The organism is Luteimonas sp. TWI382 (assembly GCF_039674545.1).
GTDB lineage: Bacteria > Pseudomonadota > Gammaproteobacteria > Xanthomonadales > Xanthomonadaceae > Luteimonas.
The window spans coordinates 80917-105383 of record NZ_JBDJNS010000008.1 but is presented as its reverse complement, the minus strand read 5'-3'; the positions used below and the strand labels follow the sequence as shown (position 1 = coordinate 105383).

The following is a 24467-nucleotide window of genomic DNA, read 5'->3' as shown; positions in this document are numbered from 1 at the left end:
AATCTCATAAACCCTAAAATAACGAGACCTTCACGCGCCTCGCCTGCGCCGTCTCCCGGATCCCCCATGCCCGCCCGCCCCCATCCGCCCGTCCGTCCTGCCCTGCTGGCCTGCGCCATCGCCGCGCTGCTGCCGCTCACGGCACTGTCGCAGACCCCGAGGGACGCGACGACGCTCGACACCGTGCGGGTCACCGCCGAGCAGATCGCCCGCCAGGCGCTGGGCGCTTCGGTCGTGCTCGCCGACGACATCGAGCGCCAGCCGCCGCGCAACGACATCGCCGAGTTCCTGCGCACGCTGCCGGGCGTCAACCTGACCGGCAATTCGACCAGTGGCCAGCGCGGCAACAACCGCCAGATCGACATCCGCGGCATGGGCCCGGAGAACACCCTGATCCTGGTCGACGGCATCCCGGTGTCGAGCCGCAACGCGGTGCGCTACGGCTGGCGCGGCGAGCGCGACTCGCGCGGCGACACCGGCTGGGTGCCGCCCGAGCAGATCGAGCGCATCGAAGTGCTGCGCGGTCCGGCGGCGGCACGCTACGGCAGCGGCGCGGCCGGCGGCGTGGTCAACATCGTCACCCGTGCGCCGGGCCCGCAGTTCGGCGGTTCGCTGAATGTCTACGGGCTGGTGCCCACCCACGGCGTCGACGGCGGCAGCCAGCGCGCCGGCTTGCAGATGAGCGGGCCGCTGACCGACCGGCTGTCGTTCCGCCTGTCGGGCAGCGCCGGCAAGGCCGAATCCGACGACTTCGCCATCAACCGCGATCACGCCTCGGCACGCAGCGGCAGCAATGCCGGCACCTTTCCCGCCGGACGCGAAGGCGTGCGCAATCGCAACGCCTCGGCCAAACTGCTGTGGGACGTGTTGCCCGGCCACCGGATCGATGTGGGCGCCGGCTTCAGCCGCCAGGGCAACCTCTACGCCGGCGACACCCAGAACACCAACCGCAATCCCGAAGTGCTCAAGTGGATCGGCGCGGAGACCAATCGGCTCTACCGCCGGACCTTCGACGTCAGCCATCGCGGCGAGTACGGTCAGGCCACCCGCTCGCTGGCCTACGCCGCCGTCGAGAAGACCCGCAACACCCGCCTGCTCGAAGGCCTGGCTGGTGGCACCGAAGGCATCTTCATCGTCGACGGCGGCTTCGGCGACATCGACCTGCGCACGCTCACCCTGCATGGCGAGGTCAACCACACCGTGGCCGGCGACACCATCGATCACGTGCTGACGGTCGGCGCCGAATGGGTCGATAGCCGGCTCGAGGACGGTGCATCCGGGCTGAAGGACCGCAATCCGCAGCCGAACGTGCCGGTGCCGCCGACCCAGTGGAGCGGCCGCACCGATGCGCGCATCGCCTCGGTGTTCGTCGAGGACAACATCTACATCGGCGACGCGCTGACCGTGACCCCGACGCTGCGCTACGACCACCATGACCGGCTGGGCGGCAACCTCAGCCCGGCGGTCAGCGCCGCGCTCGAATTCCTGCCGTCCTGGACCCTGCGCGCCGGCATCGCCCGCGCCTACAAGGCGCCCAACCTCTATCAGAGCAATGCCGACTATTCGCTCTACAGCGCGGGCATCGGCTGTTGGGGCGGTAGCGGCCCGTGCTTTCTGGTCGGCAACGACGCGCTCGACGCCGAGACCAGCGTCAACAAGGAGCTGGGCGTGCAGTTCGCCGACGGCCGCGTGCAGGCCGGCCTGACCTGGTTCCGCAACGACTACCGCGACAAGGTCGAGGCCGGCCACGTCGCGATCGATCGCGTCGGCAACGTCGACGTGTTCCGCTGGGACAACATTCCCAAGGCGGTGATCGAGGGCCTGGAGGGCAGCGTGGAGCTGCCGCTGGCCGACACGTTGCGCTGGAACACCAATGTGACCTGGATGCTCGAGTCGAAGAACCGCAGCACCGGCGATGCGCTGTCGACGATTCCCGAGTACACGATCAACACCGCGTTCGACTGGCGCGCCAGCGCGCGCCTGTCGCTGCTGGCCAAGGCGACGTTCTACGGCGAGCAGGTGCCGCAGCGTCTCGATTACCAGGGCCGGCCGGTCACCGGCAGCGCCGCCGACCGCATGCCGCCCTACGCGCTCGTGGGCCTGAGCGGGCGCTACCGCATCACCGACCGGGTCAGCGTCACGCTGGGCGTCGACAACCTGCTCGACAAGCGCATCTTCCGCCGCGGCAACGCCTCGGGCGTCAACCTCGGCACGCCCAACGAGATCCACGGCGCGGGCGCCTACACCTACAACGAGCCTGGACGCGCCTGGTTCGTCAGCACCAACATCGGGTTCTGAGCCCTCGATGCGTACACCCATGCACACCCGTCGCCCCCCCGCTCACCGCCCGATCCGCCTGGCGACGCTGGCCGCAGCTGCCGGCCTGCTGCTGGCACTGCAGGCTGTGCCGTCGACCGCGGCCGCGCAGCAGCGCGATCCCACGCGCGCGATCGGCCAGACCGTCGCCGACCATGTCTCGCGGCACTACATCTTCGAACGCTTCGACATCACCAGCCGCGACGGCCAGCGCACGTGGCGCGTGCATGTCGCGGTGCCGAAGGCGCCGGCACCGGCGGCCGGCTATCCGGCACTGTGGATGCTCGATGGCAACGCTGCGCTGATCGAGTTCGACGATGCGCTGCTGGCCGAACTCGCCGCGCAGCCGGTCCCGCACGCATTGGTGTTCGTCGGCTATCCCAACGACCTGCGCATCGATTCGCAGTCGCGCACGCGCGACTACACCCCGTTCGAAGGCGAACGGCCGGTGCGCGGCGGCGGCACGATCGTCGGCGGCGGCGGTGCCGATGCGATGCTCGAGACCCTCGAGCGCACGATCCGGCCCGAGGTCGCGCGCCGGGTGCAGACCGATCCGGCGCGGCAGACGCTGTGGGGCCATTCATTGGCCGGCCTGTTCGCGCTGCATACGCTGTACACGCGCACCGGCGCCTTCGACACCTATGCTGCCGGCAGCCCGTCGCTGTGGTGGGGCGACGGCGCGCTGCTCGGTGCGCCCGAACAGCGGTTCGTGGCCAACAACGCCGGGCGCCGGGCGCGCGTGCTGATCGGCCTGGGCGAGGGCGAGCGCACACGGCAGGTGGCGCACCGCGACCTGTCGGACCCGCGCGTGCAGGTCCACCTGCGCCGCATCGAAGCCGCACCGCCGGATTCGGCGCGCAACCTCGCCGACCGCCTGTCCGCCGTCGACGGCTTGCAGGTGACCTATCGCGAGTTCCCCGAACTGACCCACGGCCCGATGTTCCGGGCCTCGCTGATGTGGACGCTGCACGTCGTCACCGGCATCGCCGACCACAGCGACACCCCGAGCCACGCAGATGGCGTGGACCCCGGCCGATGATTCCGGCGTGGCCGTGCCCACGCCCCGCCCGACCCGGACGCCGGCACTGCCGGCGTCCGCCATCGCCACGACGCCCGGCGTCCCAGCCATCGTGTTTCCCCTTCTCCGGCCCCGCATCCCGCCGGTCCTTTCAGTGCTCCAGGAGTCCGTCATGACAACCTCGCCTTCCCGCCGCCTGCGGCTGGCCGCCCTCGCTCTCGCCCTGTCGGCCGTGACCGGCCTCGCCGGCGCCCAGGTCTTCAGCCAGCCCGACGTCGATTTCAAGGGCACCGTCCGCGCCGCCGGCCCGGTCGTGCTGCCCGGCAGCGAAGTCGAGCTCACCGGCAGCGGCTTCAAGCCCGGCCAGCAGGTCACGCTGCAGCGCGGCGAGACCGTCCTCAACGCGCAGCCGTTCGTCGCCGACGCCCAGGGCGCCTTCAAGGGCCGGGTCGCGATCCCGGCCGATGCCGCCGTCGGCGTGCACCCGGTGCTCGTGCGCACCAGCGGCCCGGACGCGGCCTCGATCCTCGAACTGAAGGTCTCCCAGCAGTTGCCGGTGTCGGGCGAGGCGCGCTTCGACGTGCGCAGCGCCAAGCTCGCCCAGGGCCTGTACCAGGTCGCCTACAGCGCGAAGAACGACGCCCTGTTCGTGACCAGCGCAGTCGGCCGCCCGCCGGTCACGGCATCGGCGCTGCAGAAGGTCGACCCGCAGTCGCTGCAGGTCGTGGCGAGCGCCACGCCCGGCGCGGCACCGGCAGGGGGCGTGTTCGCCGTGTATGGCGTGGGCGTCGACGATGCCAACGGCAACGTCTGGGTCACCAACACCCGCCAGGACACGGTCGCCGTCTACCGGCAGTCCGACCTGTCGCTGGTCAAGCAGTTCCCGGTCGGCGCCGTACCGCACGCGCGCGACGTCGTCGTCGACACCCAGCGTGGCCGCGTCTATGCCACGGCATCGGGCGAGAACTTCATCTCGGTGTTCGACGCCAAGCGCCTGACCCAGCTCGACAACATCGTCATCGAGTCCGGCGTGCGCGGCGAATCCTTCGCGCCGACCAGCCTCGATCTGGACATTGCGACCGGCAAGCTCTACACCGCGAGCATGTCCACGCCGGAAGCTGCGGTCATCGATACCGCCACCAACACCGTGGACAAGGTGGTCCCGCTGGTCAATGCCCGCAGCGCGATCGGCGTGGCCTGGAATCCGGTCGGCCAGCGCCTGCTGGTGGTGTCGCAGGGCAGCGACAATTTGCTCATCGTCGACCCCAAGACCGGCACGATCGACCATGACGTCTACGTCGGCGCCGGCGCGTTGAACGTGTCCTACGAACCGAGCCAGCGCCTGGCCTACGTCGTCAATCGCGGCGCCGACACGATCACTGTCGTCGACGACAACGGCCAGGTCGTGGCGAACTTCGACGGCGGCAGCTTCCCCAACCACGTCAGCAAGGGCGCAGACGGCGTCGTCTACTCGGTCAACAAGGCGCGCGGCGCCGAGGATCCGAAGGGCGACCACATCCGCCGGATCGCACCCAAGGCTCGCTGATCGCAGCGCGCCGTCGCCCACCGCCACGTCCGCGCTGCGCTCCCTGGCGCAGGCGTTGCGGCCAGTGCGCGACGTCCCCGACGGACGATAGGGGCTAAAATCGTCGTCTTGCAGCGGCCGGCCTCCCGCCGGCCGCTGCGTCTTCATCCGATTCGACAAGGTGACAGGCCGATGTTCCAGCGCCTCACGATCCGCCATGCGGCCCTGCTCGCCGCCAGCCTGGCCTGTGCCCTCGCCGGCTGCGCCCGCAACGGCGACGACGGCGCCGGCTCCCCGCAGGCCGCCCCCGACGTCGCGGACACGGCGCTGCCCGACGGCTGGCGCCGCGTCGCCGGCACCGACATCCCGCAGGTGCCGCGCTCGACCCAGGACCTGCCAACGACCGTCCGCTCCGACGACGGCGTCGAGGTCACCATCACCGACACCAGCCGCACGATCGTCGGCAACGACGACATCGTCATGGTCATGGACGCGCTCGGCCTGTCGGACCAGGTGTTCGCCGCGCCGGTCAACAGCGTCACTGAGACCGGGCGCAAGGCGCCGCACCATTTCCTGTTCAACCGCACCACCGGGGTCGAAGGCGTGTTGAGCCTCGACGGCACCTTGTTCGTCGGCAACAGCCTGCGTCGGCACGGCAAGCTCGCACAACCGCTGCGCGATGCCGGCCACGCGATGATCATCGTCGACGAACTGCAGCCCGCGCCGGACAAAGTGCGCAAGATCGCCGCCGCATTCGGCCACGCCGACGAGGGCGAACACCTGGCCGCGCGCGTGCAGGCCCAGCTCGACGAGGCCGCCGGCATCGCCGCGCGCCACACCCGCCGCCCGCGGGTGATCCATGTCTCGGCCACCGGCGGCGGTGGCGCGCCCACGGTCGGCGGCGCCGACACCGCGGCGGCCGAGGCCATCCGCCTGGCCGGCGGCATCAACGTCGGTGACGAGGCCCGCGTGGCCAACTATTCGCAGCTGAGCAACGAGGGCATCATCGCCGCCGACCCGGAGGTGATCCTGGTCAGCGAGGACGACCTGCGCGTGTTCGGCGGACCCGACGGCCTGTGGAAGGCCTACCCGAGCCTGCGCCAGACGCCGGCGGGCATCGCCCACCGCGTCTGGGTGATGCCCGACCTGCAGCTCAAGGCGACCAGCGTCGCCAGCGGGACCGGCGCCCTGGCACTGGCGACCGCGCTGGCCGAGCTGGCCGCCGAGCTCGACGCCCAGCCCGGCGCATGAGTGCCGAAGGCCGCGCGCGTCCGCGGCGCACCGGCCAGGTCCGGCGGCCGCCCGGCGGCCTGTTGTTCGTCGGCATGCTCGCGCTGCTGGCGCTGGTGATCGTACTGTCGTTCGGCGTCGGCCCGCTGCGGATTCCGCCCGGCGACGTGGTGCACGTGATCGCGCACCAGCTGGGCCTGGCCGATGCCGGCACGCTGAGCCAACGCGACATCTCGGTGGTCTGGAACCTGCGCGTACCGCGTGCGCTGCTGGCGGTCATCGTCGGCGCCTCGCTGGCGATGGCCGGCGCCGGGCTGCAGGGCCTGTTCGGCAACCCACTGGCCGACCCGGGCATCGTCGGCGTGACCCACGGCGCGGCGCTCGGCGCAGTGGCGGCGATCGTGCTCGGTGCGACGGTGCTCGGCGCCTGGACGATCCCGGTCGCGGCGTTCGCTGGCGGCGCGGTGACGACCACGCTGATCTATTTGCTCGCCCGCCCCGACCGCGGCGGCGGCACCGCGACGTTGCTGCTGGTGGGCATCGCGATCGCCGCAGGCTGCTCGGCGGCGATCGGCTTCTTCACCTATATCGCGCGCAGCGACGAACTGCAGTCGCTGGTGTTCTGGCAGATGGGCTCGCTGGCGATGGCCGACTGGGGCGACCTGCTGGCCGCGGTGCCCGCGTTCGCGATCGGCGCGGTCGCGCTGGCGAGCCTGGCCACGCCACTGGACATGCTCGCGCTGGGCGAACGCCAGGCCCAGCACATCGGCCTGGACGTGCGGCGTACGCGCGCGCTGCTGGTTGCGGTCTGCGCGCTGCTGGTCGGCTCGGCGGTCGCGTTCGCCGGCGTGGTCGGCTTCGTCGGCCTGGTCGTACCGCATTTCGTGCGCCTGCTCGCCGGCCCGGGCCACCGCTGGCTGCTGCCGCTGTCGGGCGCGACCGGCGGCCTGCTGGTGGTGCTGGCCGACACCGCTGCGCGCAGCCTCGATCCGCCCTCTGAAATCCCGTTGGGCCTGTTCTCCGCCGCACTCGGTGCGCCGTTCTTCCTGTGGTTGGTACTGCGCAGCCGCAAGCGGGGCGGCGCGTGAGCGCAGCCGATGCCGCCGACGACGTGCTGGCGATCGAGCGCGCGAGCGTGCGCATCGACGGCCGCGCGATCCTCGACGACGTCGATCTGCGCTTCGCGCGCGGCACGCTGACCGCGCTGGTCGGCCCGAACGGCGCCGGCAAGTCGACCCTGCTCGCCGTCGCCTCCGGCGACCTCGTACCCGTTGCCGGTCATGTCCGGCTTGCGGGCGCACCGCTGCGCGAATGGAAAGCGCGCGCGCTGGCGCGCGAGCGCAGCGTGCTGCCCCAGGACCATGCAGTGCGCTTTGCCTTCAGTGTCCGCGAGGTCGTCGCGATGGGCCGGCTGCCGCACCCGCCGGCCCCGGCGCAGGACACCCGCATCGCCGAGGCGGCGATGGCGACGGCCGATATCGTCCACCTCGCCGGTCGCGACGTGCAAACGCTGTCCGGCGGCGAAGCCTCGCGTACCGCGTTCGCGCGGGTGCTCGCGCAGACCACGCCGGTGGTGTTCCTCGACGAACCCACCGCTGCGCTCGACCTGCAGCATCAGGAGGCCGTGCTGCGGACCGCACGCCAGTTGGCCGACGACGGCGCCTGCGTCATCGTCGTGCTGCACGACCTCAACCTCGCCGCCGGCCATGCCGATCGCATCGTCATGCTGCAGCACGGCCGCGTCGCCGCCGACGGCAGCCCGCGCGAAGTGCTGACCCGCGAGACCATCGAGCGGGTGTACCGGCAGCCTGTGCTGGTGCTCGAACACCCGACCCGCGGTGTGCCGCTGGTGGTCAGCGACGATCCCAGATGAGCAGACGCGCGCCGGGCGCGCGCGCCTGCCGGGGCCATCCCCCCATCTGATACGCACCGCATGTCATGCGCACCGGAGCGGTGCGTCGGCAGCCGCCAAGGCGACGTCGTGGGGCCCCCTCGACCACACGATCGCGTCGCCCCGTGTTGTCTCGCCCGCAGGTGGCGGGCGCGCTCAGCCGGCGGCTTGGGCCTGCGCACCCAGGCGCGCGACGACCGGCGCGACCTGCGCCTGTCGGTCCAAAACCTCACCCAGCTCGACCAGGCGCTGAGCCAGCGTCTGCGCATCGTCGGCACGGACCGTCGCATGACCGACCTTGCGGCCCTCGCGCGGTTGCTTGCCGTAGTCGTGCCAGTGCACGCCGGGCACGGCCAGTGCGGCCGCGGCGTCGGGCATCGCGCCGAGCCAGTTGAGCATGCACGACAGGCCGCGCGGGGCGGTGTCGCCCAGCGGCAGGCCGAGCACGGCGCGCAGGTGGTTCTCGAACTGCGACGTCTCGGCGCCTTCGATGGTCCAGTGCCCGGAGTTGTGCACACGCGGCGCCAACTCGTTGCCGAGCAGCTCATCGCCGCGGCAGAACAGTTCCAGCGCGAACACGCCGACGTAGTCCAGCCGTTCGGCGATCGCGCGGGCATGCGCAGTCGCGGTGCGCGCCGTCGCCGCATCCGCGGCCGCCGGCGCCAGGCTCGTCGACAACACGCCATCGACGTGGCGGTTCTCGGTCAGCGGCCAGGTGCGGAACGTGCCGTCGCGCCCGCGTACCGCGACCACGCTGAGCTCCCGCTCGAACGCCACGAAGCCCTCGAGGATCAGGCCGGTCGCCTGCACCTGGGCGCCGAGCGCGTCCCAGGCGGCGTCGATGTCGGCCGCCTCGCGGATGCGGAATTGGCCCTTGCCGTCGTAGCCCAGCCGCCGTGTCTTGAGGATGCAGGGCATGCCCAGCCGCGCGACCGCGGCGTCGAGATCGGCGCGGGTGACGATGTCGGCGAACTCGGGCACCGGGATGCCGAGTTCGCGGAACAGCGTTTTCTCGGCGAGCCGGTCCTGGGTCAGCGCCAGCGCATCGGGATTGGGGAACACCGGCACGTCCGCGGCAAGCCGGCGCGCACCATCGGCGGGCACGTTCTCGAAATCGAACGTCGCCACGTCCACCCGCGCGGCCAGGTCGGCCAATGCCGCCGGATCGTCGTAGCCGCCCAGCAGCAGCGGCGCGCACTGTCCGGCGCAGGCGTCGGCGGCGCCGTCGAGAACGAGGACATTGACTCCCAGCGGATGGCCCGCCAGTGCCAGCATGCGTGCCAGCTGGCCGCCGCCCAGAATCCCGACCGTCGTCATGCCCGCGCGCGCTCCGACGCTACAAGCGCGCTCATCGACGCGGATCGTCATTGGCGGCGACCTCCTCGGTCTGCCGCTGCCGGAACTCGTCCAGTGCGCCCGCCACCACCTCGTCGCCAGCGGCCAGCATCGCCGCGGCGAACAGCGCGGCGTTGGCCGCGCCGGCATTGCCGATCGCGAAGGTGGCGACCGGCACCCCCGCCGGCATCTGCACGATCGACAGCAGCGAATCGAGCCCGTTGAGGGCTTTGGACTGCACCGGCACACCGAGCACGGGCACCGCGGTCTTGGCGGCGAGCATGCCCGGCAGATGCGCGGCGCCGCCGGCGCCGGCAATGATCGCGCGCAGGCCCCGCGTGCGCGCCGAGGCGGCGTAGTCGAACAGTACGTCCGGCGTGCGATGCGCGGAGACCACGCGGACTTCGTGCGGGACACCGAGCTGTTCGAGCTTCTGCGCGGCGTGCTGCATCGTCTCCCAGTCCGAACGCGACCCCATCACGATCCCCACAAGCGGGGCTCTGCCCGAGGTGCTCCGCTCGCCGGACGCGGCGAGGGCGGTCGTGCTGCTCTGGACGTTGGCTGACATGCGCGGGCTCCGGCCTCAAACGGGCATTTTAGAGGTTCTTCCCTATGGGCGGGAACGGCGCTTCAAAGCCCCCCAACAAACCGGGGTCAGGGTGCAGTTTCGCAAGACAACAATCCGGAGTCAGGGTCCCGGCCTTTCCGCAGCCGCGGGATCGCAGTTCGAAAGACGGCGCCCGCCTGAAGGCGTCGTGCGTGGGGCTTGCGCCGGCGTCGGCGATGCGAGGTGGTACGCTTCCGCGATTCCCGACATGCCCGGAACCCCCGCACCATGGACCGCAAGTTGCTCGACATCCTCGTCTGCCCCGCCAGCCGCCAGCCGCTGTCGCTGCTCGACCGCGCCGGCCTGGATGCGCTCAATGCGGCGATCGCCGCCGGCACGGTGCAGCGCGAGGACGGCACGGCGCAGAACGCGCCGCTGCGCGAGGCGCTGATCACCCACGATCGCAAGCGCGTCTACCGCGTCGACGACGGCATTCCGGTGCTGCTGGTCGAGGACGGCATCGCGACCGGACAGATCGCCGACTTCCCGAAGGACGGCGCACGCGCCTGATGGATGCGGGCGTTCGCATGTGATCGCGCGCCCGGCCACGACCGGCCCGGCCGCAGGTGCCGCGCCCCCGCCACGACCGGCCACCGTCGCCATCGGACAGGACCCATGACCCCGCCCACCGCCTCGCACCGCATCGCCCCGCCGGATCCGGACACGGTCGCCGCCAACGTCGCCGCGGCGCTGGCCGAGGACCTGGGCACGGGCGATGTGACCGCGGCCCTGCTGCCCGACCGCGCGGCCACCGCCAGGCTGTTGTGCAAGCAGGAGGCGGTGATCTGCGGCCGGCCGTGGTTCGACGCCTGCCATCGTGCGCTGGACCCGGACGTGCGCATCGACTGGCACGTCGCCGAGGGCGACCACGTCGTCGCAGGCACCGTGCTCGCCACACTCGCCGGGCGCAGCCGGGCACTGGTGTCCGCCGAGCGCACCTCGCTGAACTTCCTGCAGACCTTGAGCGCGACGGCCACCGCCACCGCGCACCATGTCGCCGCACTCGCCGGCACCCGCACGCGCCTGCTCGACACCCGCAAGACGCTGCCGGGCCTGCGCCTGGCACAGAAGTACGCGGTGCGCGTGGGTGGTGGCCAAAACCACCGCATCGGGCTCTACGACACGGTGATGCTCAAGGAGAACCACATCCGCGCCGCCGGCGGCATCGCCGCCGCGATCGCCGATGCCCATGCCCGGGCCCCCGGCCTGCCGCTGGTGGTCGAGGTCGAAACGCTCGACGAATTGCGCGAGGCGCTCGCCGCCGGCTGCACGCGCATCCTGATCGATGACTTCGACGCCGCGACGCGGCGCGCGGCCGTCGCCATCGCACACGCTGCGCCGTTCGAAGGCCGCATCCCGCTCGAGGTGTCGGGCAGCGTCGACCTCGACGCCCTGCGCACCATCGCCGCCGACGGCGTGGACTATGTCTCGGTCGGTGCGCTGACCAAGCACGTGCAGGCGATCGACCTGTCGCTCAAGCTCCAGGACGCCTGATTCCCAGCGGCCCGGTCTGTTCCGGCCGGCCCCGAGCACGCCCCATCCGCCCTGCCGGACGTCTGCGTGCACGCGGCTTGCAAGCGCCGCCCGGCGCCGTCACATTGCGCGCATGCCCGATTTCCCGACGATGATCTTCGCGATGCTGGCCGCCTTCGCGGCGTTCCTGTGGTGGAGCGCGGCACGCGGCGCCGCCGAACGCGCCGGCCAACTCGGCCGCGAGGCCTGCGAGCGCGCTGGCGTGCAGTGGCTCGACCAGAGCGTGCACGCCTATGCGATGCGTCTGCGCCGGGACGACAGCGGGCGCCTGCGCGTGGAGCGCAGTTTCCGCTTCGAGTACTCCGAGGACGGCATCGAGCGCCATGTCGGCCAGCTGGTGCTGCGCGGCGAGCGACTGGTCGCGTTCAGTGGACCGACCCGCCGCGACGCCGCAGTGCTGCCCTGAACGCGCTTCCGCGGCCCGACCGGCAACGCCGGGCGTGCTCGAAACCTACTTGATGACCCGCAAATGCCCACGCCGCGGCTCGGGCGGGGTATCGTCGTCCGGCGGACCGTCGGTGTCGTCGTCGCGCTCGGGCGCGCCGCCGTCCACCGATGCGAAGGTCGGCCGCGCGGACGCCGGTGCGGGGGCCTCGTCGGCCTGTGCCTGATCCGCGTCGCCGGACGCGACGATGTCCTCGGGCAGCGCCATGCCCTGCCCGGTCTCGCGGGCGTAGACCGCAAGCACCGCGGCGATCGGCACCACGACCGACTGGCTGACGCCGCCAAAGCGCGCGGAGAAGCGCACGCTGTCGTTGTCCATCTCCAGCCGCGCCACCGCACGGTCGGCGATGTTGAGCACGATGCGCCCGTCCTGCACCGCATGCGCAGGCACGCGCACGCCGGCGCGGCGCGCATCGACCAGGATATGGGGGGTCATGCCGTTGTCGGCGATCCACTCGTACAGCGCACGCAGCAGGTACGGGCGGTGGCTGGTCATCGCAGGCGCTTGGTCCGTCATGCGCGACAGTCTAACGGCTCGTGCAGGCTGGGGGCACAGATGCGGCACCGGCAGGTGGCCGGCGCCGGGCACGCGTCTACTCGGGCAGTGCGCGCAGCGCGCGTTCCTGCGGAGTCAGGCTGCGGACAAAACCGGGGCTGCGGAAGATGCGGTTGCCGTAGTCCTCGATCGCCTTGACGCCATCCTTGGGCAGCGGGATCTCCAGTGCCTGCAGGCGCCAGACGATCGGCGCCATCGCGCAGTCGGCCAGGCTCATTTCCGGATTGAGAAAGAATTTGCTGGCCTTGAACAGCGGCACCGACGCGGTCAGCAGTTCCTTGAGCCGCTTGCGACCGGCTTCGGCCTGGGCCTTGTTGCCCATCTGGATCGCCTGGACCTGCGGCACCCAGTCGTGCTCGATGCGCAGCATCGCCAGGCGTAGGCGCGCGCGCGACAGCGGATCGACCGGCATCAGCGGCGGATGCGGATAGCGTTCGTCGAGATACTCGCTGACCACACTGGCCGCGTAGAGCACCAGCTCGCGCTCGACCAGGGTCGGCACCGAGTGGTAGGGATTGAGGTCGATCAGGTCCTCGGACGGATTGCGCGGGTCCACCACGACCATGTCGTAGGTAACGCCCTTGGCCGCGAGCACCAGGCGTGCCCGATGGCACAGCACATCATCGACCGAGGAAAACAGTGTCAGCACGTTTCGCATGGATGCACCCGTGGCCTGCATCGGCCTGTCCGTAAGACTGGCTCCGCCAGCCCTCGCGATGCCGCCTGCCCCTCGCAGACGATTGTCGCGGTGCCCGAGTCTCGCATTTCCGTGAGCCGCCCGGCAATGGCACCGGGTCGATGCCGGGCCGGGCGGCACCCACCCGGCCGGCAGCCGTCAGTGGACGTCGCGCCAGTATTCCTTCTTCAGCAACCAGGCGAGGAAGGTCAGAAACACCAGGAACAGCAAGACCCAGACGCCCATCTGCTGACGCTTGAGCGCGGCCGGCTCGCCGACGTATTCCAGGAACGTGGTGATGTCGCGGACGGTCTGGTCGAACTGCTGCGCGTCCTGGGTGCCCGGGGTGGCGATCTCCAGATGCTCGACCACCGGATCGGCGCCCTCGGTCGCCTCGGCGTAGACCGGACGCTGCAGGCCCTGCATCTCCCACAGCGGGTTGGGCATCGAGGCGTTGGGGAACAACGCGTTGTTCCAGCCCAGCGGCCGGGTCTCGTCGAGATAGAACGACTTGAGATACGTGAAGATCCAGTCGGCACCGCGCACGCGGGCGATCAGGCTCAGGTCCGGCGGGGTCTGGCCGAACCACTTGGCCGCGTGCTCGGCCGGCATCGACGACAGGATGTGCTCGCCGTAGGCCGCGCCGGTGAGGTTGAGGTTGTTCATCACCTCGTCCTCGGTCAGCCCCAGATCCTGGGCCATGCGCGAGTAGCGCATGAACTTGAGCGAGTGGCAGCCCGCGCAGTAGTTCATGTAGGCCTGCGCGCCGCGCTGCAGCGAGGCGCGGTCCCCCAGGTCCGTGCCGGCATGCTGGACCGGTCCGCCGGCCGCGGCCAGCGCGCCGAACGACAGCAGCAGGCCGGCCGCCGCGACGGCGATGCGGGCAATGAGTCGGTTAGTCATGCATCGTCACCCGATCGGGCACGGCCTTGGTCCTGTCGAGCTTGGTCCACAGGGGCATCGTGATGAAGAAAGCGAAGTAGAGGAACGTCAGCACGCGACCGATGATCGTCTCGACCGGGTCGGTGCCCGGGCCGGCGCCGATCTTGCCCAGCCAGACGAAGCACACGGCCAGCAGCGCCAGCATGATCTTGGTCAGCGGGCCGCGGTAGCGGTGCGACTTGACCTTGCAGCGGTCCAGCCACGGGATCAGGAACAGGATCGCGATCGCGGCGAACATCACGATCACGCCACTGAGCTTGTGCGGCACCACCCGCAACATCGCGTAGTACGGCGTGTAGTACCACACCGGCTTGATGTGCTCGGGCGTGACCAGGTGGTTGGCCGCGGTGAAGTTGTCGTGCTCGAGGAACCAGCCGCCGAACGCCGGGGCGAAGAAGATGATGAACGCCGCGATGATCAGGAAGAAGCAGACGTAGAAGCCGTCCTTGACCGAGTAGTACGGATGGAACGGGATGCCGTCGGCCGGCGCGCTCTTCGACCAGCGGTTGCCCTTGGGGCCCTTCTTGATCTCCACGCCGTCGGGGTTGTTGGACCCCACCTCGTGCAGCGCGCCCAGGTGCAGCACGACCAGCAACAGCAGCACCAGCGGCAGCGCGATCACGTGCAGCGCGAAGAAGCGGTTGAGGGTGGCGTCGCTGGGCAGATAGTCGCCCATAATCCATTCGGTCAGGCCGTTGCCGATGACCGGGATCGCGCCGAACAGCGAGATGATCACCTTCGCGCCCCAGAACGACATCTGGCCCCACGGCAGCACGTAGCCCAGGAACGCCTCGGCCATCAGCACCAGGTAGATCAGCATGCCCAGGATCCACACCAGTTCGCGCGGCTTCTGGTAGGAGCCGTACATCAGGCCGCGGAACATGTGGATGTAGACGACGATGAAGAACAGCGAGGCGCCGGTGCTGTGCATGTAGCGGATCAGCCAGCCCCACTCCACGTCGCGCATGATGTACTCGACCGAGGCGAAGGCTTCCGCCGCGCTCGGCTTGTAGTGCATCGTCAGGAAGATGCCGGTCAGGATCTGGTTGACCAGCACGACCAGCGACAGCACGCCGAAGATGTACCAGATGTTGAAGTTCTTCGGCGCGTAGTACTCGGTCATGTGCTTGCGGTACATCGGCATCAGTGCCGGTGCACGCTCGTTGACCCAGTTGAAGACGCCGGTGGCGCCGCGGACGAGGACATTGGCCATCACGCGGCTCCCTTCGGATCGACGCCGATGACCAGCGTGCTGTCGTCGACGTAGTGGTGCGGCGGCACCAACAGGTTGGTCGGCGCAGGCACGCCGTCGTAGACCCGGCCGGCCATGTCGAACTTCGACTTGTGACAGGGGCAGAAGTAGCCGCCCTTCCAGTCGGCGTCGAACGGCGCCGGACGGATCTCGGCGACCATCTCCGGCGAGCAGCCCAGATGCGTGCACAGGCCGACGAGCACCGAGATGTCGGGCTTGATCGAGCGCAGTTCCGGGTTCGCCTCGCGCACGTACGCCGGCTGCTGGTCGACGTTGCTCGACTCGGGATCCTTGAGCCTGTCGTCGAGCGTGGGCAGCGCGTCGAGAATCGCCTTGGAGCGCTTGACGATCCAGATCGGCTGGCCGCGCCATTCGGCGATCAGGCGCTGCCCTTCTTCGAGGGCGCTGATGTCGACAGTCACCGGCGCGCCGGCGAGCTGCGCACGTGCGCTGGGGTTCCAGGACTTGATGAAGGGAATGGCCGTGATGCCCGCCCCCACCGCGCCCACGACCAGGGTGCTCGCGGTCAGAAACCTGCGCCGCCCCACATTGACTGGCTCATCCCCGCCGCCAGGTCCGATCACCGCTTCGTCGACCATCGGTACTCCGCAAAACTTCGGTAGCTACTGTGCGCTGGCTGCCACGGACCACCCCGTTCCGCGGGCGGCCGCATCGATGTGTGCCAGTGTAGCTGAACCCTGAATCGAGCGACAATTGGGTCGAAATGTCGCACCCGCGCCGCACTCAGCGGCTGGCGACCTGCCCGCGATAGCGCTCTGCGAGCGTGCCCACACGCTGCACGTAGCGCTGGGTTTCGCTGTAGGGCGGCACGCCCTTGTGGCGGTCGACCGCGCCTTCGCCGGCGTTGTAACCGGCCGCGGCCAGGGTCAGGTCGCCATCGAAGCGCCGCAGCAGCCAGGCCAGGTACGCGACGCCGCCGCGGATGTTCTGCTCCGGGTCGAAGGCATTGACCACGCCAAAGCGCCGTGCGGTCGCGGGCATGAGCTGCATCAGGCCCTGCGCACCGGCGCGCGAGAGCGCATTGGGGTTGAACGCCGACTCGGCATGCATGATCGCGCGCACGATCGCTTCCTCGACGCCGAACTCGCTGGCCGCACGCGCGACCTCATCGCGATAGGCCTCGCGGTTGAGCCGCACAGTGCCGAAGTTGACCCCCGGCGCCGCGCCGCAGGCGTAGCAGGTCTCGAAGAAGCTGTAGCGGATGGTGCGCACCGACGCCACCTGCGCACCGCCGGCCGGCCGGGTGCTGCTGTAATGGCGCACGCCGTCGCGGACATAGGAATAGACCTGGCCCTGCTGCAGCCGCCGCTGGCCCCCGCTACGGGCCGGGGGCGCCGAGGGCGCCGGGGCCGGGCTGGCCGCGGCGACCGGCTTGGGCGTCGCACCGCCCATGAAGGTCGCCGGCGCGCCGCGATCGGCGCTGGCCGGTGCAGGTCCGGGCTGGGGCTTGGCCGTGGCGGCCCGGCGCGGCGCGGCCGGCGCACTGGCGACCGCGCGGCAGCTCGCACCCGAGACCCGCTTGCTGACGTACTGGGGGATGCCGTCGCCGCTGTCGCAGCGATACAGCGTGCTGCCGGCGGCCGGGCAGGCCACCAGCAGACCAAGCATCGCGATGCGTCCCCATCCCCGTTTCACGCGGCGGAGTGTCGCGTCTTCGGGCAGCGTTGCCAAGTGCTTGATTGTGAAAGGGCGGCCCGAGCGCCCGACGCGCCCGGTACACTTTGCGCCCCACCCGCCATCCGGCCCGGACTCAGCGCCGTCGCCCCGGACACGCCATGACCCAGCCCGCATCCCAGGCGCCCGTCGCGCCGACCCTCGACCTTCCCGTCCTGCCCGCCGACGGCGCACCCGCGCCCGGTGCGGTGCTGCCTGCACGCGGCAAGCTCTACATCCAGACCCACGGGTGCCAGATGAACGAGTACGACTCGGCCAAGATGGCCGACGTGCTCGCCGCTGCCGAGGGCCTGGAACTCACCGACGATGTCGAGGAAGCCGACGTGGTGCTGGTCAATACCTGCTCGATCCGCGAGAAGGCGCAGGAGAAGGTGTTCAGCCAGCTCGGGCGCTGGAAGGCCCTCAAGCAGGGCGGCAAACCGGTGCTGATCGGCGTCGGCGGCTGCGTCGCGTCCCAGGAGGGCGAGGCGATCGTCAAGCGCGCACCGTACGTGGACCTGGTGTTCGGCCCACAGACGCTGCACCGCCTGCCCGAGCTGATCCGCGCCAAGCGCGCGACCGGCCAGCCGCAGGTGGACATCAGCTTTCCGGAGATCGAGAAGTTCGACCGCCTGCCCGAGCCGCGCGCCGAAGGCCCGAGCGCATTCGTCTCGATCATGGAAGGCTGCTCGAAGTACTGCTCGTTCTGCGTGGTGCCCTACACCCGCGGCGAAGAGGTCAGCCGGCCGTTCGAGGACGTGCTGGTCGAGGTCGTGCAACTGGCCGGCCAGGGCGTGCGCGAGATCAACCTGCTGGGGCAGAACGTCAACGCCTACCGCGGGCCGATGGGCGACGACGAGGTGGCCGACCTCGGCCTGTTGATCCGCACGATCGCGCAGATCGACGGCATCGAGCGCATCCGCTTCACGACCTCGCACCCGCTCGAGTTCTCCGACTCGCTGATCGAGGCCTACCGCGACGTGCCGCAGCTGGCCAACTACCTGCACCTGCCGGTGCAGGCCGGCAGCGACCGCATCCTGTCGGCGATGAAACGCGGCTATACCGCGCTGGAGTTCAAGCAGAAGATCCGCAAGCTGCGCGCCGTGCGCCCGGACATCTCGATCTCCTCGGACTTCATCGTCGGCTTCCCGGGCGAGACCGAGGCGGACTTCGAGAAGACGATGAAGCTGATCGAGGACGTCGGTTTCGACCAGTCGTTCTCCTTCATCTACTCGCGCCGCCCGGGCACCCCGGCCGCCGATCTGGAAGACACGGCGACCCAGGCCGAGAAGCATGCCCGGCTCACGCGCCTGCAGGCGCACATCAATGCGTACGCAGCCGGGATCTCGCAGCGGATGGTCGGCAGCGTGCAGCGCGTGCTGGTCGAGGGCCCGTCGCGCAAGGACCCCAACGAACTGACCGGCAAGACCGAGAACATGCGCTCGGTGAACTTCCCCGCCCCGGCGCGCCTGATCGGCCAATTCGTCGATGTCGAGATCACCGCCGCGCTCAGCAACTCGCTGCGCGGCCGCGTGCGACTGAGCGAGGACGCCGCAGCCGCGTAGTGCGTCTTGTTGCGCCGCGGCGGCGGGTCAGTCGAGGCGCTTGCGGAATCGCGCGATCGCCAGCGCCATCGTGACCGCGGTGAACGCGCACAGCACCAGGATCGACGGCCACAACTCCCAGATGCTCGCACCACGCAGCATGATGCCGCGCACCAGGCGCAGGAACTGGGTCATCGGCAACGCCTCGGCGCCCCACTGCACCACGTCCGGCATGCCGGCGAACGGGAACATGAAGCCCGAGATCAGGATCGACGGCAGGAACACCAGCATCGCCACCTGGATCGCCTGGAACTGGGTGCGCGCATGCGTGGAGATCAGCAGGCCCATCGCCAGGTTGGCGAAGATCAACAGCAGCGAGGCCAGATAGACGTCGAGCAGGCTGCCGCGCAGCGGCACGTCGAAGAACCAGATGCCCAGCACCAGGATCAGCGTGGTCTGGATCAGCCCGATCGCCGCATACGGCAGCACCTTGCCCACCATCAGCTCGCCGCGCGCCAGCGGGGTGGCGATCAGCAGTTCCATGTTGCCGCGCTCGCGCTCGCGCACGATCGCCATCGCGGTGAACATGGTCATGGTCATCGTGAGGATGATGCCGATCAGCCCGGGCACGATGCTCACCGCCGAGCGCCGCTCGGGGTTGTAGAAACTCACGACCTCGATCGGCGGCGCAGCGCGCGTGGCCCGATGGCCGCCAGGGTCTTCGAGCGGCAGCTGTGCGATCTGGTTCGCAGCTGCCTGCACGACGGTGTCGGTGCCGTCGACCATCACCTGCATCGCCGGCCGGCCGTCGAGGATGCGGCGCTCGAAATCCGGCGGGATGGTGATCCCGACGCTGATCTCGCCCCGCCGCAGCATCTCGACCAGTTGCTGCGGGCTGTCGACAACCGCGATGGTGTCGACGACGCCGGTCGCCTGGAGATCCATGACCGCCGCGCGCGAGGTCGCGGTCACCGCCTGGTCGGCGATCGCCGCGTCGAGTCCGCGCGGGTTGTAGTTGATCGCGTAGCCGAACAGCAGCAGGTCGACGACCGGAATCATCACGATCATCACCAGGCTGATCCGGTCCCGGCGGATCTGCCGCAGCTCCTTGATCACCACCGCCCACAGCCGGCGCAGGGCGTTCATGCCGCGTCCTCCGTCCCGTCACGGCGGGTCGCGGCGACGAACACGTCCTCCAGGTTCGGCGTCGCCGGCCCCACCTCGGCCTCGAGCCCGGCGCCACGCAGCGCCTCGGCCAAGCCCCCGTCTCCACCTGCGCGGTCGCGCGCGAGCACGCGCAGGCTGTTGCCGATCTGCGCGACGCTGAGCACGTTGGGCAGACGGGCGAGCACCTGCTGCGCACGCCGCGGCTGCGCGGCGCGCACCTCGACACTGCGACCCGACAGTTCCGCCGCCAGGTCGCCCGGCGCACCGTCGGCGACCAGCACACCGCGGTCGAGAATCGCAATGCGGTGGCAGCGCTCGGCCTCGTCCATGTAATGCGTGGAGACCAGCAGCGTGGTGCCGCTGTCGGCCAGCTCGAAAAGCTTGTCCCAGAAGTCGCGCCGCGACTCGGGATCGACCGCGCTGGTCGGCTCGTCGAGAAACAACAACTCCGGCCGGTGGATCACCGCGCCGGCCAGCGCCAGGCGCTGCTTCTGGCCACCGCTCATCGTGCCGGCGAGTTGGCCCTGGCGGTCGGCGAAATGGTAGAGCTCGACCAGTTCGTCGACCCGGGCGCGCGCCTGCGCACGCGGCAGGCCGTAGACCGCCGCGAGAAACTCCAGGTTCTCGCGCACCGTCAGGTCCTCGAACAGCGAAAATTTCTGGGTCATGTACCCGATGCGCAGGCGCAGCGCGTCGGCCTGGTCGGGAATGCGCAGGCCGAGCACCTCGATGTCGCCCTCGCTCGGGGTCAACAGGCCGCAGAGCATGCGGATCGTGGTCGACTTGCCCGAGCCGTTCGGCCCGAGGAACCCGTAGACGCTGGCGCGCGGCACGGTCAGATCGACATGGTCGACTGCGACCAGCCCGCCGAAGCGCTTGACCAGGCCACGGGCGTGGACCGCGGCATCGCTGGCTGCCGCAGATGGCATTGCGCCCGTCGAAGGTCCATCGCCCATCGTCAGAACTCCACCCACAGCGGCAGGCCCGCCGGGAGGTCGTCGGCGTCTTCGAGCTCGACCTCGGCCAGATAGCTCAGGCGTGCGGCGTCCTTGCCGCTGAGCGCGTAGTAAGGCGTGAACGTCGGCTCGCTGCGCACCATGCGCACGCGCCCGGCGTAGACGCGCTCCCCTGCCGCACCGACGCGCACGGTGGCGCGATCGCCGACTTGCACACCGGGCCGCAGCGGCTCGGGCACGTAGACCCGCGCATAGGGCTGCGCACCGACCAGCAGCACCGCCAGCGGTGCGCCGACCGGGGCCTCGTCGCCGAGCCGGTACGGCAGGCTGTCCACCCGCGCCGCGCGTGGCGCGACGACATCCAACCGCCCGGTGCTGACCGACTGCGTCCGTGCCTGGGCCTGCGCGGCCTCGAGCGCGGCCTGGGCCTGCGCGATCTGCTCGGGGCGGGCGCCGTTCTGCAGCTCGGCCAACGCGGCCTGGGCGCCGGCGACCTGCGCCTGGGCGTTACCGGCCGCCGCGCGCGCGCGATCCACATCGGCGGCCGAGACCAGTTGCCGGCCGCCCAGCGGCTGCAACCGTTCGTAGTAGGCGCGCGCGTCGCGCGCCTGCGCCTGGGCAGCGGCGAGATTGGCCCGCGCCTGGTCGATGTCCTCGCGACGGGCGCCGTTGCGCAGTTCGTCCAGCGCCTCGCGCTGGCGTGCGACCTCGGCCTGGGCAGCCGCGAGCTGGGCATCGCCACGGGTCCGCTCCAGCGTCAGGATGCGCTCGCCGGCCTCCACGCGCTGGCCCTCGCGTACCGCGATCTCGGCGATGCGCTCGGCGGCCGGGGCCGGCAGCGTGATGCGGTCGTACTCCAGAGTGCCGAGCGCATGCGGCGGCTCCCGGCGGCAGCCGGCGACCAGCAGGACCGCGAGGATGAGAATCGGGATCGGGGCGAGACGGGTCATGCGGGCAGCTCCAGGCCGCGATCGAGCAAGGCGAGCGCGTGCCGTCGGATGTCGTCGATCCCCAGCTCGTCGCTGGCGAACAATTGCCGCCAGATCGGCGTGCCGGCAGCGGGAAACAGCGTCAGCCCGACCAGCGAGACCATCAGCAGCCGCGGATCGAGCGCTGGATTGAGCCGGCCGGCCTGCTGCTCCTGGGCGAAGCGCGCGGCCATGAACGCGCTGATCTCCGGTGCCAGCCGAGTGACCAGCAGATCGCGCAGGTCGCCGCCCTCGCTGACCACTTCGCGGATCCACAGCGCCGGCATCCACGGGTGCCGCGCGACCAGCGCGCACAGCAGCTCGACGAACGCGACCAGCACCGTGCGCAACGACGCGTCCGCCATGCCCAGCAGGGTGCCGCGGACTTCGTCGAACACCGGCATCAGCCGTTCGGCGATCACCGCATCGCGCAGGCCGGTGGCATCGCGAAAGTAGTAATGCAGCAGCGCCGGCGTCACCCCCGCCTCGGTGGCGATGTCGCGCAGCGAAGTCGCCGCGATGCCGCGGCGCACGTAGCAGGCGAGCGCGGCGTCGAGCGCGCTGCCGCGCCGGTCGGTGTCGCCGGCGGGCGGACGCCCTGGCGTCCGGGCGGGATCGGAGGAGCGGGATCTGGCCATGCCGGCGATATTAATTGACTAATCAATTAATGCTCGAATGCGCGCTGAATCCCGCGCTGCGACGGCACCCGGCATGGCGATGCGCTACCCTGCGCGCCCTATGCAGACCAGCCCCCAGACCGACTTCGTCCTCGAACCGGACGACACCGAGCGCCTCGCCAACCTCGCCGGCCCGTTCGACGGCCACTTGCGCCAGATCGAATTGCGCCTGGGCGTGGAGATCGCCAACCGCGGCCACGTGTTCCGGATCACCGGCCGCGACCGCGATGTGGTCGCACGCGCCGAAGCCTTTGTGCGCGCGCTCTATGACGAGACCAAGACCGAGACGCTCGACAGCCAGGCCGTGGCGATGCGGCTGTCGGACGCCAACGTGGCGCGCGACGAGGACGTCGTGCCGCAGGAGGTGGCCGTCCGGGTCAAGCGCGGCACGGTCCGCGGGCGCGGCGCCAACCAGGCTCGCTACCTGCACCGCATCGCCACCCACGACATCAATTTCGGGATCGGCCCGGCAGGCACCGGCAAGACCTTCCTCGCGGTGGCGATGGCGGTCGAGGCGCTCAACGAATCCAAGGTCCAGCGGCTGGTGCTGGTGCGCCCGGCGGTCGAGGCCGGCGAGAAGCTGGGCTTTCTGCCCGGCGACCTGAGCCAGAAGGTCGATCCGTACCTGCGCCCGCTCTACGACGCGCTGTACGAGATGCTCGGCGTGGAGAAGGTCGCCAAGCTGCTGGAACGCAACGTCATCGAGATCGCGCCGCTGGCCTACATGCGCGGGCGCACGCTCAACGATGCGTTCGTGATCCTCGACGAGGCGCAGAACACCACGATCGAGCAGATGAAGATGTTCCTGACCCGCCTGGGCTTCGGCTCGACGGCCGTGGTCACCGGCGATCTGACCCAGATCGATCTGCCCAAGCACGTGAAGTCCGGCTTGCGCGACGCGCTGGACGTGCTGCGCGAGGTCGAGGGGGTGAGCTTCACGTTCTTCGAGGCGCGCGACGTCGTGCGCCACCCGCTGGTTGCGCGCATCGTCGGCGCCTATGAGCGTCGCGATGCCAGTGACGCGGCCACCGGACCGGCCTGAGCCATGCCCCTGCGGCGCGCCTGCGCACTCGTCTTGGCATGTGCGCTGCCCTTGGCCGGCGCAGCGCAACCGCACGACACCGACATGCACCCCGAAAGGCGGGTCGCCACGGCCAGCCGCATCACCCCCCCTTGCCTGTCGATCGAAATCGAGACGGCCCGGGTGAGCCTACCGCTGGCGACGCTCGAACATGCGGTCGCGGCGCGACCGCAGCCCCCGCAGGACGAAAGCGATCGCGTGGCCGACCTCGAGGCCCCGCTGTGGCGCGACGAGTCCGAACGCCTCGCACTGATCCGAGGCAATCGCGCGGCCGAGCTTCTGGCCTCGTCCCGGCTGCCAGGATACGACCGCTACGGCTGCCTGCGCGTGGCGCTGGACGACGTACCGGGCGATGCGCGCTACTTGATCAGTGCGATGCTCGAGAGCGGCGACGCCGCGGTGTGGCGTTCCGGCGAGGCTAGCCTGCGCGATGCGGTCTTGGTCACGCGCACCGATTACTGTCCGGAACGGGGTCCCATGGGGGCCGTGCTCTATCGGCTGGACGAGGGCGAACGCCCGTTCCTGATGCTGGTCGAATGGATCGCCTGACCGCCCGCCCCTCGATTTTCCTGCCTGCACGAGACCTGCCATGACCAAGGCCGCGCCCCATCTCGACATCGCCGTCGGCTATGCGCTGCCGCGCAAGGGCATTCCCTCGGCCGCCAGCTTCCGACGCTGGGCAAGTGCCGCGCTCGATGGCCGGATCCGCGACGCGGACCTGGCGATCCGCGTGGTCGACGAGGACGAGGGCCGTGCGCTCAACCGCCACTACCGCGGCAAGGACTACGCGACCAACGTGCTGAGTTTCCCGGCCGAGCTTCCCGAGGGGTTGCCCGAAGGCGTGCGTTTGCCGCTGCTGGGCGATCTGGTGATCTGCGCGCCGGTGGTGGCGCGCGAGGCCGACGAACAGCGCAAGCGCCCCAACGACCACTACGCCCACCTGACCGTGCACGGCGTGCTGCATCTGCTGGGCTGGGACCACGAGAACGACAAGGACGCCGAGGCGATGGAACAGCTCGAGCGCGAGGTCCTCGCCTCGCTCGGCATCGACGACCCCTACCGGCTGCCCGGCTGA

At 70.4% G+C, this 24467-nt stretch carries 25 protein-coding genes; 13 read left to right on the top strand and 12 right to left on the bottom strand.

Annotated features, from left to right (window positions below; genetic code table 11):
• The first annotated feature begins 66 nt into the window (after window positions 1-66).
• The 6 genes from ABE505_RS07570 (at window position 67) to ABE505_RS07545 (ending at window position 7962) form a co-directional block, all read left to right on the top strand.
• Window positions 67-2298, top strand: coding sequence for a FepA family TonB-dependent siderophore receptor (locus tag ABE505_RS07570; RefSeq protein WP_346443472.1), 2232 nt, complete (start codon window positions 67-69; stop codon window positions 2296-2298).
• Between the two features lie 7 nt (window positions 2299-2305).
• A complete protein-coding gene (locus tag ABE505_RS07565; protein ID WP_346458271.1) occupies window positions 2306-3355 on the top strand; it encodes an alpha/beta hydrolase-fold protein in 1050 nt (349 codons plus the stop codon).
• A 151-nt stretch (window positions 3356-3506) separates the two neighbouring features.
• The gene (locus tag ABE505_RS07560; RefSeq protein WP_346443468.1) at window positions 3507-4880 is read left to right on the top strand and encodes a YncE family protein; all 1374 of its coding nucleotides are present in this window, start codon (window positions 3507-3509) and stop codon (window positions 4878-4880) included.
• A 171-nt stretch (window positions 4881-5051) separates the two neighbouring features.
• Window positions 5052-6110: an ABC transporter substrate-binding protein gene (locus ABE505_RS07555; RefSeq protein WP_346443466.1), complete on the top strand. Its 1059-nt coding sequence runs from the start codon at window positions 5052-5054 to the stop codon at window positions 6108-6110.
• A 74-nt stretch (window positions 6111-6184) separates the two neighbouring features.
• Window positions 6185-7177, top strand: a complete 993-nt coding sequence (locus ABE505_RS07550) for an iron ABC transporter permease (RefSeq protein WP_346443533.1) — start codon at window positions 6185-6187, stop codon at window positions 7175-7177.
• Window positions 7174-7962 carry a heme ABC transporter ATP-binding protein gene (locus tag ABE505_RS07545; RefSeq protein ID WP_346443465.1) on the top strand — a complete coding sequence of 263 codons (789 nt, stop codon included), beginning with the start codon at window positions 7174-7176 and terminating at the stop codon, window positions 7960-7962. The genes ABE505_RS07550 and ABE505_RS07545 overlap by 4 nt, the downstream gene beginning before the upstream one ends.
• 174 nt (window positions 7963-8136) lie before the next feature.
• Here the strand turns inward: ABE505_RS07545 and ABE505_RS07540 are convergent, their stop codons facing one another.
• Both ABE505_RS07540 and purE read right to left on the bottom strand, forming a co-directional pair.
• Window positions 8137-9297, bottom strand: coding sequence for a 5-(carboxyamino)imidazole ribonucleotide synthase (locus ABE505_RS07540; protein WP_346443463.1), 1161 nt, complete (start codon window positions 9295-9297; stop codon window positions 8137-8139).
• Window positions 9298-9328: 31 nt separating this feature from the next.
• Complete coding sequence (gene purE / locus ABE505_RS07535) at window positions 9329-9793, bottom strand: 5-(carboxyamino)imidazole ribonucleotide mutase (RefSeq protein WP_346443531.1); 465 nt, start codon at window positions 9791-9793, stop codon at window positions 9329-9331.
• A gap of 357 nt (window positions 9794-10150) precedes the next feature.
• Here purE and ABE505_RS07530 point away from each other — a divergent pair, with 357 nt between their 5' ends.
• The 3 genes from ABE505_RS07530 to ABE505_RS07520 all read left to right on the top strand — a co-directional run bounded on the left by ABE505_RS07530 (window position 10151) and on the right by ABE505_RS07520 (window position 11861).
• Window positions 10151-10432 carry a Trm112 family protein gene (locus tag ABE505_RS07530; RefSeq protein ID WP_346443461.1) on the top strand — a complete coding sequence of 94 codons (282 nt, stop codon included), beginning with the start codon at window positions 10151-10153 and terminating at the stop codon, window positions 10430-10432.
• 105 nt (window positions 10433-10537) lie between these two features.
• A complete protein-coding gene (gene nadC / locus ABE505_RS07525) occupies window positions 10538-11416 on the top strand; it encodes a carboxylating nicotinate-nucleotide diphosphorylase (protein WP_346443459.1) in 879 nt (292 codons plus the stop codon).
• Between the two features lie 112 nt (window positions 11417-11528).
• Window positions 11529-11861 carry a DUF3301 domain-containing protein gene (locus ABE505_RS07520; RefSeq protein ID WP_346443458.1) on the top strand — a complete coding sequence of 111 codons (333 nt, stop codon included), beginning with the start codon at window positions 11529-11531 and terminating at the stop codon, window positions 11859-11861.
• Between the two features lie 45 nt (window positions 11862-11906).
• Here the strand turns inward: ABE505_RS07520 and ABE505_RS07515 are convergent, their stop codons facing one another.
• From ABE505_RS07515 to ABE505_RS07490, 6 genes are all read right to left on the bottom strand, one after another.
• The gene (locus ABE505_RS07515) at window positions 11907-12395 is read right to left on the bottom strand and encodes a ClpXP protease specificity-enhancing factor (RefSeq protein ID WP_346443456.1); all 489 of its coding nucleotides are present in this window, start codon (window positions 12393-12395) and stop codon (window positions 11907-11909) included.
• A gap of 97 nt (window positions 12396-12492) precedes the next feature.
• A complete protein-coding gene (locus tag ABE505_RS07510) occupies window positions 12493-13113 on the bottom strand; it encodes a glutathione S-transferase N-terminal domain-containing protein (RefSeq protein ID WP_241943943.1) in 621 nt (206 codons plus the stop codon).
• Between the two features lie 177 nt (window positions 13114-13290).
• Window positions 13291-14034, bottom strand: a complete 744-nt coding sequence (locus ABE505_RS07505; protein WP_346443453.1) for a cytochrome c1 — start codon at window positions 14032-14034, stop codon at window positions 13291-13293.
• Entirely contained in the window at window positions 14027-15286 is a 1260-nt protein-coding gene (locus tag ABE505_RS07500; RefSeq protein WP_346443451.1) for a cytochrome bc complex cytochrome b subunit, read from the bottom strand. The genes ABE505_RS07505 and ABE505_RS07500 overlap by 8 nt, the downstream gene beginning before the upstream one ends.
• Entirely contained in the window at window positions 15286-15924 is a 639-nt protein-coding gene (petA, locus tag ABE505_RS07495) for a ubiquinol-cytochrome c reductase iron-sulfur subunit (RefSeq protein ID WP_346443449.1), read from the bottom strand. The genes ABE505_RS07500 and petA overlap by 1 nt, the downstream gene beginning before the upstream one ends.
• A 145-nt stretch (window positions 15925-16069) precedes the next feature.
• Entirely contained in the window at window positions 16070-16954 is an 885-nt protein-coding gene (locus ABE505_RS07490) for a lytic transglycosylase domain-containing protein (protein ID WP_346443447.1), read from the bottom strand.
• A 167-nt stretch (window positions 16955-17121) separates the two neighbouring features.
• Here ABE505_RS07490 and miaB point away from each other — a divergent pair, with 167 nt between their 5' ends.
• Window positions 17122-18564: a tRNA (N6-isopentenyl adenosine(37)-C2)-methylthiotransferase MiaB gene (miaB, locus tag ABE505_RS07485; protein ID WP_346443445.1), complete on the top strand. Its 1443-nt coding sequence runs from the start codon at window positions 17122-17124 to the stop codon at window positions 18562-18564.
• 27 nt (window positions 18565-18591) lie between these two features.
• Here the strand turns inward: miaB and ABE505_RS07480 are convergent, their stop codons facing one another.
• Genes ABE505_RS07480 through ABE505_RS07465 form a run of 4 tightly spaced genes read right to left on the bottom strand, consistent with a single transcriptional unit; the run spans window position 18592 to window position 22272 of the window.
• Complete coding sequence (locus tag ABE505_RS07480) at window positions 18592-19689, bottom strand: ABC transporter permease (RefSeq protein ID WP_346443443.1); 1098 nt, start codon at window positions 19687-19689, stop codon at window positions 18592-18594.
• Window positions 19686-20639 (bottom strand): ABC transporter ATP-binding protein, encoded by a 954-nt coding sequence (locus ABE505_RS07475; protein WP_346446175.1) that lies wholly within the window; start codon window positions 20637-20639, stop codon window positions 19686-19688. Before ABE505_RS07475 ends, ABE505_RS07480 begins: the two co-directional genes overlap by 4 nt.
• A 29-nt stretch (window positions 20640-20668) precedes the next feature.
• Window positions 20669-21616, bottom strand: a complete 948-nt coding sequence (locus ABE505_RS07470) for an HlyD family efflux transporter periplasmic adaptor subunit (RefSeq protein ID WP_346443440.1) — start codon at window positions 21614-21616, stop codon at window positions 20669-20671.
• The gene (locus tag ABE505_RS07465; RefSeq protein WP_346443438.1) at window positions 21613-22272 is read right to left on the bottom strand and encodes a TetR/AcrR family transcriptional regulator; all 660 of its coding nucleotides are present in this window, start codon (window positions 22270-22272) and stop codon (window positions 21613-21615) included. The genes ABE505_RS07470 and ABE505_RS07465 overlap by 4 nt, the downstream gene beginning before the upstream one ends.
• A gap of 100 nt (window positions 22273-22372) precedes the next feature.
• On the opposite strand from ABE505_RS07465, the gene ABE505_RS07460 reads away from it, so the two are divergent.
• The 3 genes from ABE505_RS07460 to ybeY all read left to right on the top strand — a co-directional run bounded on the left by ABE505_RS07460 (window position 22373) and on the right by ybeY (window position 24467).
• Window positions 22373-23353, top strand: coding sequence for a PhoH family protein (locus tag ABE505_RS07460; protein ID WP_346443437.1), 981 nt, complete (start codon window positions 22373-22375; stop codon window positions 23351-23353).
• 84 nt (window positions 23354-23437) lie between these two features.
• Entirely contained in the window at window positions 23438-23941 is a 504-nt protein-coding gene (locus ABE505_RS07455) for a hypothetical protein (RefSeq protein WP_346443435.1), read from the top strand.
• A 40-nt stretch (window positions 23942-23981) separates the two neighbouring features.
• Window positions 23982-24467 carry an rRNA maturation RNase YbeY gene (gene ybeY, locus ABE505_RS07450; RefSeq protein ID WP_346443433.1) on the top strand — a complete coding sequence of 162 codons (486 nt, stop codon included), beginning with the start codon at window positions 23982-23984 and terminating at the stop codon, window positions 24465-24467.

Excerpts from the sequence above, each read along its gene's own strand:
- ABE505_RS07570 (WP_346443472.1), top strand. The coding sequence starts at position 67 with ATGCCCGCCCGCCCCCATCCGCCCGTCCGTCCTGCCCTGCTGGCCTGC.
- ABE505_RS07565 (WP_346458271.1), top strand. The coding sequence starts at position 2,306 with ATGCGTACACCCATGCACACCCGTCGCCCCCCCGCTCACCGCCCGATC.
- ABE505_RS07560 (WP_346443468.1), top strand. The coding sequence starts at position 3,507 with ATGACAACCTCGCCTTCCCGCCGCCTGCGGCTGGCCGCCCTCGCTCTC.
- ABE505_RS07555 (WP_346443466.1), top strand. The coding sequence starts at position 5,052 with ATGTTCCAGCGCCTCACGATCCGCCATGCGGCCCTGCTCGCCGCCAGC.
- ABE505_RS07550 (WP_346443533.1), top strand. The coding sequence starts at position 6,185 with ATGCTCGCGCTGCTGGCGCTGGTGATCGTACTGTCGTTCGGCGTCGGC.
- ABE505_RS07540 (WP_346443463.1), bottom strand. The coding sequence starts at position 9,297 with ATGACGACGGTCGGGATTCTGGGCGGCGGCCAGCTGGCACGCATGCTG.
- purE (WP_346443531.1), bottom strand. The coding sequence starts at position 9,793 with ATGGGGTCGCGTTCGGACTGGGAGACGATGCAGCACGCCGCGCAGAAG.
- ABE505_RS07530 (WP_346443461.1), top strand. The coding sequence starts at position 10,151 with ATGGACCGCAAGTTGCTCGACATCCTCGTCTGCCCCGCCAGCCGCCAG.
- nadC (WP_346443459.1), top strand. The coding sequence starts at position 10,538 with ATGACCCCGCCCACCGCCTCGCACCGCATCGCCCCGCCGGATCCGGAC.
- ABE505_RS07520 (WP_346443458.1), top strand. The coding sequence starts at position 11,529 with ATGCCCGATTTCCCGACGATGATCTTCGCGATGCTGGCCGCCTTCGCG.
- ABE505_RS07515 (WP_346443456.1), bottom strand. The coding sequence starts at position 12,395 with ATGACCAGCCACCGCCCGTACCTGCTGCGTGCGCTGTACGAGTGGATC.
- ABE505_RS07510 (WP_241943943.1), bottom strand. The coding sequence starts at position 13,113 with ATGCGAAACGTGCTGACACTGTTTTCCTCGGTCGATGATGTGCTGTGC.
- ABE505_RS07505 (WP_346443453.1), bottom strand. The coding sequence starts at position 14,034 with ATGACTAACCGACTCATTGCCCGCATCGCCGTCGCGGCGGCCGGCCTG.
- ABE505_RS07500 (WP_346443451.1), bottom strand. The coding sequence starts at position 15,286 with ATGGCCAATGTCCTCGTCCGCGGCGCCACCGGCGTCTTCAACTGGGTC.
- petA (WP_346443449.1), bottom strand. The coding sequence starts at position 15,924 with ATGGTCGACGAAGCGGTGATCGGACCTGGCGGCGGGGATGAGCCAGTC.
- ABE505_RS07490 (WP_346443447.1), bottom strand. The coding sequence starts at position 16,954 with ATGCTTGGTCTGCTGGTGGCCTGCCCGGCCGCCGGCAGCACGCTGTAT.
- miaB (WP_346443445.1), top strand. The coding sequence starts at position 17,122 with ATGACCCAGCCCGCATCCCAGGCGCCCGTCGCGCCGACCCTCGACCTT.
- ABE505_RS07480 (WP_346443443.1), bottom strand. The coding sequence starts at position 19,689 with ATGAACGCCCTGCGCCGGCTGTGGGCGGTGGTGATCAAGGAGCTGCGG.
- ABE505_RS07475 (WP_346446175.1), bottom strand. The coding sequence starts at position 20,639 with ATGCCATCTGCGGCAGCCAGCGATGCCGCGGTCCACGCCCGTGGCCTG.
- ABE505_RS07470 (WP_346443440.1), bottom strand. The coding sequence starts at position 21,616 with ATGACCCGTCTCGCCCCGATCCCGATTCTCATCCTCGCGGTCCTGCTG.
- ABE505_RS07465 (WP_346443438.1), bottom strand. The coding sequence starts at position 22,272 with ATGGCCAGATCCCGCTCCTCCGATCCCGCCCGGACGCCAGGGCGTCCG.
- ABE505_RS07460 (WP_346443437.1), top strand. The coding sequence starts at position 22,373 with ATGCAGACCAGCCCCCAGACCGACTTCGTCCTCGAACCGGACGACACC.
- ABE505_RS07455 (WP_346443435.1), top strand. The coding sequence starts at position 23,438 with ATGCACCCCGAAAGGCGGGTCGCCACGGCCAGCCGCATCACCCCCCCT.
- ybeY (WP_346443433.1), top strand. The coding sequence starts at position 23,982 with ATGACCAAGGCCGCGCCCCATCTCGACATCGCCGTCGGCTATGCGCTG.